The 9,662-nt window shown below is 42.6% G+C and carries 7 protein-coding genes, 1 pseudogene and 1 riboswitch; of the genes and pseudogenes, 1 reads left to right on the top strand and 7 read right to left on the bottom strand.

The window, feature by feature from the left end:
- The 4 genes and pseudogenes from LIR34_RS17025 to garR form a co-directional block, all read right to left on the bottom strand.
- A pseudogene (locus tag LIR34_RS17025) lies at positions 1–628 on the bottom strand (IS200/IS605 family accessory protein TnpB-related protein); the annotation flags it as partial.
- A 256-nt stretch (positions 629–884) separates the two neighbouring features.
- Complete coding sequence (locus LIR34_RS17030) at positions 885–2,156, bottom strand: GntP family permease (protein WP_173903385.1); 1,272 nt, start codon at positions 2,154–2,156, stop codon at positions 885–887.
- 18 nt (positions 2,157–2,174) lie between these two features.
- Positions 2,175–3,599: a four-carbon acid sugar kinase family protein gene (locus LIR34_RS17035; RefSeq protein WP_173903386.1), complete on the bottom strand. Its 1,425-nt coding sequence runs from the start codon at positions 3,597–3,599 to the stop codon at positions 2,175–2,177.
- A 23-nt stretch (positions 3,600–3,622) separates the two neighbouring features.
- Entirely contained in the window at positions 3,623–4,510 is an 888-nt protein-coding gene (gene garR / locus LIR34_RS17040; RefSeq protein WP_173903387.1) for a 2-hydroxy-3-oxopropionate reductase, read from the bottom strand.
- 365 nt (positions 4,511–4,875) lie between these two features.
- Between garR and LIR34_RS17045 the strand changes: the two genes are divergently transcribed.
- Complete coding sequence (locus tag LIR34_RS17045; RefSeq protein ID WP_173903388.1) at positions 4,876–5,520, top strand: GntR family transcriptional regulator; 645 nt, start codon at positions 4,876–4,878, stop codon at positions 5,518–5,520.
- A gap of 75 nt (positions 5,521–5,595) precedes the next feature.
- On the opposite strand, the gene pflA is transcribed toward LIR34_RS17045, so the two are convergent.
- The 3 genes from pflA to LIR34_RS17060 all read right to left on the bottom strand — a co-directional run bounded on the left by pflA (position 5,596) and on the right by LIR34_RS17060 (position 9,515).
- Entirely contained in the window at positions 5,596–6,333 is a 738-nt protein-coding gene (gene pflA, locus LIR34_RS17050) for a pyruvate formate-lyase-activating protein (RefSeq protein ID WP_118252685.1), read from the bottom strand.
- Positions 6,334–6,335: 2 nt separating this feature from the next.
- Positions 6,336–8,591, bottom strand: a complete 2,256-nt coding sequence (gene pflB / locus LIR34_RS17055; protein ID WP_173903389.1) for a formate C-acetyltransferase — start codon at positions 8,589–8,591, stop codon at positions 6,336–6,338.
- A gap of 288 nt (positions 8,592–8,879) precedes the next feature.
- Positions 8,880–9,515 (bottom strand): TetR/AcrR family transcriptional regulator, encoded by a 636-nt coding sequence (locus LIR34_RS17060; RefSeq protein WP_173903390.1) that lies wholly within the window; start codon positions 9,513–9,515, stop codon positions 8,880–8,882.
- Between the two features lie 15 nt (positions 9,516–9,530).
- Positions 9,531–9,607: riboswitch (cyclic di-GMP riboswitch) on the bottom strand.
- Positions 9,608–9,662: the final 55 nt, after the last annotated feature.

Raw genomic sequence — 9,662 nt, forward strand, 5'->3', positions numbered from 1 at the left:
TCTGTTCTCTGATTGGTACTTTCGTAAGTATCACATCTTCTGTATAAGAAAAACGTAGAAAGTATTTCCTGTGTCTTCTCTCTAACGTTGGGGCAGATGCTTTTTTCCCGAACCAGTTCTTTCTCAGATACTCCATGTCGGTATGGCTTAGCCGTACATGGAACCATTTCCAGTCATATCCGTCATATAGTTTCAGATAAGCAGTATCCTTCCCGGCTTCATCCTCCCGGTACATTACATCACGGTAAAAGACCGGCATGGCATGGTTCTCATATACGAGTCTCGGTTTACTTTCTCTCTGACCTGTTTTTTTCCACAAGCCCAGTCGGGTTTTGTAAGAGGATACGCTTCCCAGGGCATGCTGGATGGCTGCCCTTCTCAGGTAAGAGGGCATCTTTGGAAAGCGGATGTCAAAATCAAAACGTGCCTGATTCTTTTTCGTTGTATGTATCAGATGTTCTGCTTCATTAAAACGTTTCTTCGCTTCCAAAATCCCTTCCAGCTCTTCCCATACCTGCGCGTAAATATCTGTCAGATAGCTGACAGCAGACCTGTAAACATCCAGTGTCTGACGGATCGGGATATTCTGTTTTCGTAATTCCACGCCATAGCTGGATGTAATCTTCATATCTGCTTCTTAACCTTTCTATCTTGTCATGATGCAAGTAAGTCCTATTTGTTCTTTCCTGTTCTATTATAACTCTTTTTAGGTCCAATAAAACTCTCTTTTATGTTTTTTGTAAAAAATTTGCGCGCCTAACTCATCACTGAAAGTAACGAGAATGCGACGCGCAGTTATTCAAAAATATCATTTCCAGACATTTTATCCTATACAAAAAAGATCTCTCTGCCATCACTGACATTGAGATCTTTTTATATGTAGTCTAAAGAATGATTCCATAAACAATCGTGGATGCCACTACAATGATCAGACCTTCCAGAATATCAATTGGAAGAAGTTTCATTCTCTCATTGATCGGCATTCCCATTGCTCCTGCAGACGCATGGAAAATAGATCCATGTGGAAGAGAATCCAGAACGATGGTTCCCGCATGAAGCATAGCCGCTCCATATAATGCCGGTACGATCTGTGTGATCGTCTCACCAAAAGTAGCTGATGCGATCGTCGCTCCTGCAGAGGAAGAAGCGGTTGCTCCTGCCATTACAATTCCGGAAATCGGAGCCAGCAGAAATGCCGGAAGGTTCATTGCATTCAGAACCATAGTCATATCTGTCTGGAACTGGGAGGTCTTTACAATACCGGAAATCGTTCCGGTTCCGATCAGAAGGATTGCTACCGGCATCATTTTGCCAAGTCCATAGGTAATATATTCTCTGAAATGATTCATCTTTTTCATGCAGAGCAGTCCCACGATAGCTCCTGCCGGAAGTGCGATCAACGGGTCTACCGTTATACCACAGATTGGTCGAAGCATCAGAAGCACAACTGCTACAAGCGGTCCGATGATTGCTGAACCGATGGATGGAAGTCCCATCGGCTGTGTATTGACTTTTATAGATTTCTCTTCCTTTGCTACATTTCCCTTACGGCTTTTTTTCGCCAGGAAGGTACAGATTATAACAGTTCCTGCAAGTCCGACAAGTGCAGGAATGATTCCTGCCGCCATCAGTGCAGAAAGATCTACACCAAAATTTTCTGCTGCCGCAATAGTATTCGGGTTCGGTGAAATGACCATACCGGCTTTTTCTCCACCCATCAAAGCTGCCAGAAGAATGAAATTGCTACATCCGATTCTCTGACCGATAACCATTGCGATCGGAGCAACTGTGATAACTGCTACATCACCAAATACACCAACTGCTGTCAGAATCATTGTTGCAAGTGCCAGAGAAAATAATGCTCTTTTTTCTCCAAAAATCTTGATGATCTGGTCTGCGATCTTTACTGCCGCACCTGACTGGATCAGTACACCTGCCAGAATTCCGGATGTTACGATTCGAAGAATCGCAGGCATAATGCTCTGTGCTCCTGTTATCATGCAGGAAACGGTTCCTTCCAGTCCCGCCCCGCCAATCACTCCACCTACAAAAGCACCGGCGATCATACTGTATGCAGGTTCTATTTTTTTAATAATAAGAATAATGGCAACTGCCAGACCGATAAGCGCACCAATCGTCGTAATCGTAATATCCATATCCGCCACCTCATATTTTTATTTCTGAATCAGGACTTCAACTGCTTCACGCAGCGTTGTATCTTCACCTACATTTCCTGGAAAGATTACATATGGTGTCAATGGAAATCTACTCTCTTCTCCTGTCTGCCACACAGGAATTCCAGGTTTGATCTGTCCAAGAACATTTGCTTTCTTAACAGCAAGAGCCTTTGTTCCGACATCACTGGATGTGATTCCACCTTTTGCAATAACAAATCCTGGCGTGATTTTCAGTCGTCCAATAAGAGACTGAACAGCATCGGAAATTTTCACTGAAAGTCTGAGTTCATCTTCTTTGTCTCCGGTATCTGCTGTGATCAGCGCTCTCGTTGTATAACAGCAGACAGTTTTGCCGGCACGGATGCATGCTTCTTCTCTGTCGAGACATCTCTGCACTTCTGCTTCAAACGCTGCATCATCTTTTACTAAAGTTGCATCCAGTTCGATAAATTCTACGTCTGTCAGTTTCTTGAGTTCTTCCACCTGTCTGGTTGTCTTGTCTGTATGAGATCCGACTACAATGATTCCACCGTTCTCTGTTTCGTTTACTATCATTTTTTCTCTGGTAAGAAGCGGCTGATCTGTAACACCACCCATAACTTTGACAATTGCCGCTGCCGTACGGAACATAAATACCTTACCAGCTGCCATTGCACGATAAAGGGCAACGCAGAATACTTTGACATCAGCATAATCAACCGCATTCACGATAATCTTGTTAAAATCTCTGACTTCCATAAGTTTCTTCTGGATACCGTCAATGTCCATATCGTGAATTTCTTCAAGAGAAATACAGGTAACATCAGAAGCTTTGTATGCACCCTTTGTCTTTTCTTCCACATATTCCGGCATGGTTGCTGCGGTATAGCCAAAAGTCTTGTCTTTTGCAAACTCTGTCTCATTTGCCGGGATCAGTTCTTCACCATATTTGACATAGTGAACATCATCAATGGTAAAACGACCGCCTTCCTTGAAGAATGGACAAAGAATTTCTCCGTCGATAGTCTTGCCGGTATTTTTCTCATAATTTGCCTTCAGAAGTTCTGTTTCCAGTGGATAATGACCTCGCAAAGTGGAATCACTTCGGCTGATGAAAATATATTCTCTTCCGGTTTCCTTCGCAACTTCATCTACAACTTCAGCAATCGCATTATGTGCCTCTGTTGTCTGCTCAGTTGTAAATCCTCTGGAATTGGTAAGTATGTAAAACAGATTATTGGATTCCTCAAAACCCTGACGGATGGTATCCTTTTCCCAGTTTGTATAGACAGAAATATCATGAACTGTCTGAACGCCTGTCGGATCATCGTCCAGAACAACGATCTTCTTCTGATTCCGAGTAATTTCTTTATTTAAAAGAGTATCTATGTATGCTTCGTCGATTTTTTTGTAAGAACTTAAAACCTGTGCATTTAATGCCATCGTTATTCCCTCCTGAATCTGCTTTAATCAAATTTCTTTACTTCAATGCCTGCCAGTTTCTCGAAATACTGTACGATTCCGCCGTGGTCATCCTCCATATGTCCATGGATCTTCAGTGTCTGCAGAATCTCATACAGCTGTGCAATGTAAGGAATCGGTACATCAATAGAATGTGCAGTATTTACAACATTCTTGATGTCTTTGTGGTTGATGCGGATCGGTCCGCCCGGTTTGAAGTTACGCTCGATGATCATCGGGATCTTGGCATCCATAACTGCACTTCCTGCAAGCCCACCGCGGATTGCCTCATATACTTTCTTCGGATCAGCTCCTGCTTTTGCAGCAAGAACAAATGCTTCAGAAACAACTGCGATTGTATTATTTACAATAACCTGATTTGCCAGTTTGGTTACGCTTCCGCTTCCAGATTCACCGATCAGAAGTGCAGATGAACCAAGGATATCAAAATATTCCTGCATCGATTCAAAATCCTCTGCATCTCCACCTGCCATGATTGCCAGTGTTCCGTTCACTGCTCCAGGCTCTCCACCAGATACCGGTGCATCCAGGAAACCAACGCCTTTTGCCTTAAGCCCATCGTAGCATTCTTTGGATTCAACTGGTGTTACGGAACTCATGTCACATACGATTGCACCTTCTTTAATGCTAGAAGCGACTCCGTTCTCTCCGAACAGAATGGATTTTGAAATTGCACCGCTCGGAACCATAATGATGATTCTGTCACACTGCTCACCGATCTCTGCATAAGTTGCTTCCTGGGCACCTGCATTTACTACATCTGCTACTGATTCTTTGTTGAGATCTGATACAAGAAGTTCTTTGCCTGCTTTTAATAAGTTCTTTGCCATTGGTCTTCCCATGATTCCAAGTCCGATAAATCCTGTTTTCATTTTGCATTCTCCTTTTTGATCTGTTGAAATTTGTAGTTGTTCTGGTTACTTCGGATATCCTGTTTTGTCTTTTATTGCTTTTGTTTTCTGTTCGTTTTCTTTGTTTGTGGCTTCATTATATCGTATACCGGTATACCGGTCAATACTCTAATTTGCTTTCTCCCTTTTTAACATTTTAAATCCTTTGTTTTTGTACAAACTATCCAATTTCAGCTTTTTGTTTTGTTATATTTTTGACAATTTAATGCATTTTTGATGACTTTTTTCTATTTTATATTGACCTGTTTTTTATATTGCAGTATGATGTTTTCAAGAAAAATACACGTTTTTTACAGAAAATTTTTAGATTTTTAAGGAGTTTTTGTATGATACCATTAAACGAACAGGCTTATAAGCACCTTCAGAAATTAATTCTGGAAAATCAGCTTTCCTATCATGAAATATACTCTGAGACAAAATTATCAAAAGAAATCGGCATCTCACGAACTCCATTTCGAGATGCGATCCATCGGCTGGCACAGGAAGGCTATATTGATATTATCCCAAACAAGGGATTCATGCTGCATCAGCTTACCAAACAGGATGTCAACGAAACTTTTCAGGTCCGCTCTGCATTGGAAAGCTACTGCACGATTCAGATCTGTAAGGATTTTGAGTGCCGAAAGGCACGAAGATTATTCAAAGAACTTCATATTATCATGGATGATATGAAGGAGATCATGGATACTACACATTCCATTGATGAATTTTGCGAATATGATTTTCAGTTTCATACCAAAATTATCACCTACCTTGAGAATGAACAGTTTTCTTCCATATTTTCCACCTTTATGTACCGCATGAAGGCACTCGCCAGACTTTCTCTCTCTCATAAGGGACGAATGGAAAATACCTATAATGAACATATGGCGATACTGAATGCTCTGGAATCCGGTGATTCTGAACATATCTATGAAATCACAATTGCTCATATGGAACGTCCAAAGGGAATCAACCTGGAAGATTTATAATTTCCGGCAATAAAAAAAGATCTCTCTGTCATCACTGGCATTGAGATCTTTTTTGGTTCCAGTCTTCTGACCGGTTTATATCGCTCCCAGAATTTCTCTGGCGTTGTCGATCCGTTCCTTCGAAGGTGGTCTGACACCTTCCAGCGGATAAGGAATTCCTAGCTGTTCCCACTTAAATACACCAAGTGTATGGTACGGAAGCACTTCGACTCTCTCCACTGTTTTTAAAGTATGGATAAAATCTGCAAGCCTGTGGAGATACTCATCTTTATCACTGCCTCCCGGAACCAGTACGTGGCGAATCCACATCGGTTTTCCCATATCTGACAATTTCCGTGCCATTGCCAGAATATTTTTGTTGGACTGTCCTGTAAGCTTGATATGTTCTTCTTCGTCAATCTGCTTGATGTCCAGAAGAACAAGATCAGTATACTTCATAAGCTCCAGCCATTTGGAATAAAAAGGTTCCTTTTCTGTGTAAGGATTGGCACTGGTATCAAGAGTCGTATGAACTCCTGCGGCCTTTGCCTGACGGAAAAATTCAATCAGGAAATCAATCTGAAGAAGAGGTTCTCCTCCACTCACAGTGATCCCGCCTTTGTTACCCCAGTAATTCTTATAGCGAAGAGCCTGTTTCAGAAGCTGAGACGGGGTGTACTGCTGCCCCTCTCCCATTTTCCAGGTGTCCGGATTATGGCAGAACTGGCAGCGCATTGCACATCCACTCAGGAATATCACATATCTGACGCCCGGTCCGTCTACTGATCCGAAGCTTTCCAGAGAATGGACATATCCTTTGATTTCTTCACTCATTATTACATTCTGTCGTGGCAGGTTCTGGCAATAACATCCAGCTGCTGCTCTCTTGTAAGGTCGATGAATTTAACAGCATATCCGGATACACGGATTGTGAAGTTTGCATACTCTTCTTTTTCCGGATGTTCCATAGCATCGATCAGTTTTTCTTTACCGAATACGTTAACATTGAGGTGATGAGCACCCTGATCAAAGTATCCGTCAAGTACACGAACAAGGTTCTCTGTACGTTCTTCTTCTGTATGTCCCAGAGCATCAGGGTTGATGGTCTGAGTATTGGAGATACCGTCAAGGGCATCTTCATAGTCCAGTTTTGCAACAGAGTTGAGGGAAGCAAGAAGTCCGTTCTGCTCTGCTCCGTAGGACGGGTTGGCACCAGGTGCCAGCGGTTCGCCTGCTTTTCTTCCATCCGGAAGGGATCCTGTAGCTTTACCATAAACAACGTTGGATGTAATGGTAAGGATAGAAGTAGTAGGTTTGGAATCACGATAGGTATGGATGTGTTTCAGTTTCTCAAGGAATGTAGAAAGCAGTGTTGTTGCGATCTCATCTGCTCTGTCATCATCGTTACCATAACGTGGGAAGTCACCTTCTACAATGAAGTCTGTTGTGATTCCGTCTTCGTCACGAACAGCTTTAACTTTTGCATATTTGATAGCGGACAGGGAGTCTACTACGTGAGAGAATCCAGCGATACCAGTTGCGAAAGAACGGTCAACCTTTGTATCGATCAGAGCCATCTCTGCTGCTTCATAGTAGTATTTGTCATGCATGTAGTGGATCATGTTCAGTGTTCCAACGTACAGATGAGCCAGCCAGTCCATCATCTTGTCATATTTTGCAACTACTTCATCATAGTCAAGATATTCAGAAGTAATCGGCTGATACTGAGGTCCTACCTGCTGTTTTGTCTTCTCATCAACACCACCGTTGATAGCATACAGAAGGCATTTTGCAAGGTTTGCACGCGCTCCGAAGAACTGCATTTCCTTACCTGTCTCAGTAGCGGATACACAGCAGCAGATGCTGTAGTCATCGCCCCATACCGGACGCATAACATCATCGTTCTCATACTGAACAGAGCTTGTCAGCACGGAGATGTCAGCTGTATATTTTTTGAAGTTTTCAGGCAGTCTTGAAGAATACAGAACTGTAAGGTTCGGTTCCGGAGCCGGTCCCATGTTTTCCAGTGTATGCAGGAAACGGAAGTCGTTCTTTGTTACCATGGAACGTCCGTCCTGTCCCATACCTGCTACTTCCAGAGTTGCCCATACCGGGTCACCGGAGAACAGCTGGTTGTAAGAAGGAATACGGGCGAATTTAACCATACGGAATTTCATTACCATGTGATCAACAAGCTCCTGAGCTTCTTTCTCTGTAAGAGTTCCGTTAGCAAGGTCTCTTTCGATATAAACATCAAGGAATGTGGAGATACGTCCAACACTCATTGCAGCACCGTTCTGAGTCTTGATTGCTGCCAGATATCCAAAGTACAGCCACTGGAATGCTTCTCTTGCATTTTTAGCCGGCTCGGAAATATCAAATCCGTATGCTTCAGCCATAACTTTCATTCCTTTAAGAGCACGGATCTGATCTGCGATCTCTTCACGAAGCTGGAAGTCATAACGTCTCATACCCTGACGGTCGCATGCTGCGAAGTCTTTCTGTTTTCCTTTGATCAGAGCATCGATACCATACAGAGCAACTCGTCTGTAGTCACCAACGATACGTCCACGTCCGTAAGTATCCGGAAGACCTGTCAGGATCTTGTTGTGACGGGCTAATTTCATCTCTGGTGTGTAGATATCAAATACACCCTGGTTATGTGTTTTGAATTCATAGTTGTGGAATACGTCTTTGATCTTGTCACTTACCTTGTATCCGTAAGTTTCGCAGGCCTGCTCTGCCATTTTGATTCCACCGTATGGCATAAATGCACGTTTCAGCGGTTTGTCAGTCTGAAGACCAACAACTGTTTCAAGATCTTTGAGATCTTCGTCGATGTATCCCGGGCCATATGCTGTCAGAGATGTAACAACCTCTGTTTCCATATCCAGAACTCCGCCTTTGGCACGTTCTTCTTTCTGCAGTTCCTGAAGTTTTCCCCACAGTTTGTTTGTTGCTTCTGTTGGTTCTTCCAGGAAGGAAGCGTCTCCGTCATATGGTGTGTAGTTCATCGAGATAAAGTTACGGACGTCGATTTTTTCTTTCCAACGGTTTCCTTTGAAACCTTCCCACTGTGAAAAGTTTTTCATTTTGCACCTCTCTAAAATATAATTTATTCCGCGTATGTCCAGTCTAACTTTCTTGACAAAAAGAAAAATAAGACCGGAATCTTATTAGTTTCAAGTGAACACTCCCTTGTTCACGACGCTAGTGTACACTATGGCATATGCCCTTGTCAATTCTTTAACGTATGCTTTTAATTTAGTACAATTTCTGGACGTATTTGGATGTTTTTTATCAATATCTTGTGGTTTCATACGTTTTTCAGTCCTATAAATGTTCGTAAAAAAGTACAAAAAAAGCAGCTCTCGCTGCTTTTATATTTCCCCATTCCATACATCAATATGCAGTAGATGAAACAGTAAGGCAAATACGGACTGATAGATCGTTCGTTCCTTAAGTGCTGTACTGTCCATATATCCAAGATGCATCTTAACAGCTACAGACACTGTACTGTCAACAATATTGGAAACGATCACTTCAGCATCCATAAGATCAGATACTCCAGACAGTTTCCCAAGTGTTTCTACATAATCAATAAGCACTTTATATTCCTGCTGGCGGACCTTCAAAATCTCCCTGGTATAACGTGCAGACTGATAAAATCTCCAGTAAAACACTGTCCGCTCAGGATCACTCATGAGAAATTTCCAATAAGCACTCCACAAAGTCCAGCACGTTTCTTCTGATTCCTGCGTCGTCTTTTGTTCGGTTGTCTGCTTCTCGATCAGCGCTTTCATCATCCCTGCAATTTCACTGTCTATCTCAAGAAAAGAGGTTTCCATCAGATCAAAGAGATCTCTGTAACACTGGTAAATATATGGATCGGAAAGTTCACATCCTTTGGACACTTTACGAACAGTAACCCCCTCGATTCCATCTTCTGTTACTACCTTGTACACTGAACGCCGAAGCCTTTCTCTCAGTTCTTCCCGAGTATATTTACGAGCCATTCCTTCCTCCTGTAATTCTGCAACTGGCTGGCTCGTTTACGGCCCCTATAGCTTTGCGTCACTGCGTTACCACAGTTTTGCCCTTTATAAAGGTGACATGCTCCCACCACTTAAATCTCTGATTTTGAAGTGGGGGCTTCTTGCTCA

Source organism: Blautia sp. MSK17_66 (assembly GCF_020538025.1).
In the GTDB taxonomy this organism is placed as follows: domain Bacteria; phylum Bacillota; class Clostridia; order Lachnospirales; family Lachnospiraceae; genus Blautia_A.

What these genes read in the sequence shown, in the direction of transcription:
- garR (WP_173903387.1), bottom strand. Translation starts at nt 4,510, where the DNA reads ATGAAAACAGGATTTATCGGACTTGGAATCATGGGAAGACCAATGGCA.
- LIR34_RS17030 (WP_173903385.1), bottom strand. Translation starts at nt 2,156, where the DNA reads ATGGATATTACGATTACGACGATTGGTGCGCTTATCGGTCTGGCAGTT.
- pflA (WP_118252685.1), bottom strand. Translation starts at nt 6,333, where the DNA reads ATGAGTGAAGAAATCAAAGGATATGTCCATTCTCTGGAAAGCTTCGGA.
- pflB (WP_173903389.1), bottom strand. Translation starts at nt 8,591, where the DNA reads ATGAAAAACTTTTCACAGTGGGAAGGTTTCAAAGGAAACCGTTGGAAA.
- LIR34_RS17060 (WP_173903390.1), bottom strand. Translation starts at nt 9,515, where the DNA reads ATGGCTCGTAAATATACTCGGGAAGAACTGAGAGAAAGGCTTCGGCGT.
- LIR34_RS17035 (WP_173903386.1), bottom strand. Translation starts at nt 3,599, where the DNA reads ATGGCATTAAATGCACAGGTTTTAAGTTCTTACAAAAAAATCGACGAA.
- LIR34_RS17045 (WP_173903388.1), top strand. Translation starts at nt 4,876, where the DNA reads ATGATACCATTAAACGAACAGGCTTATAAGCACCTTCAGAAATTAATT.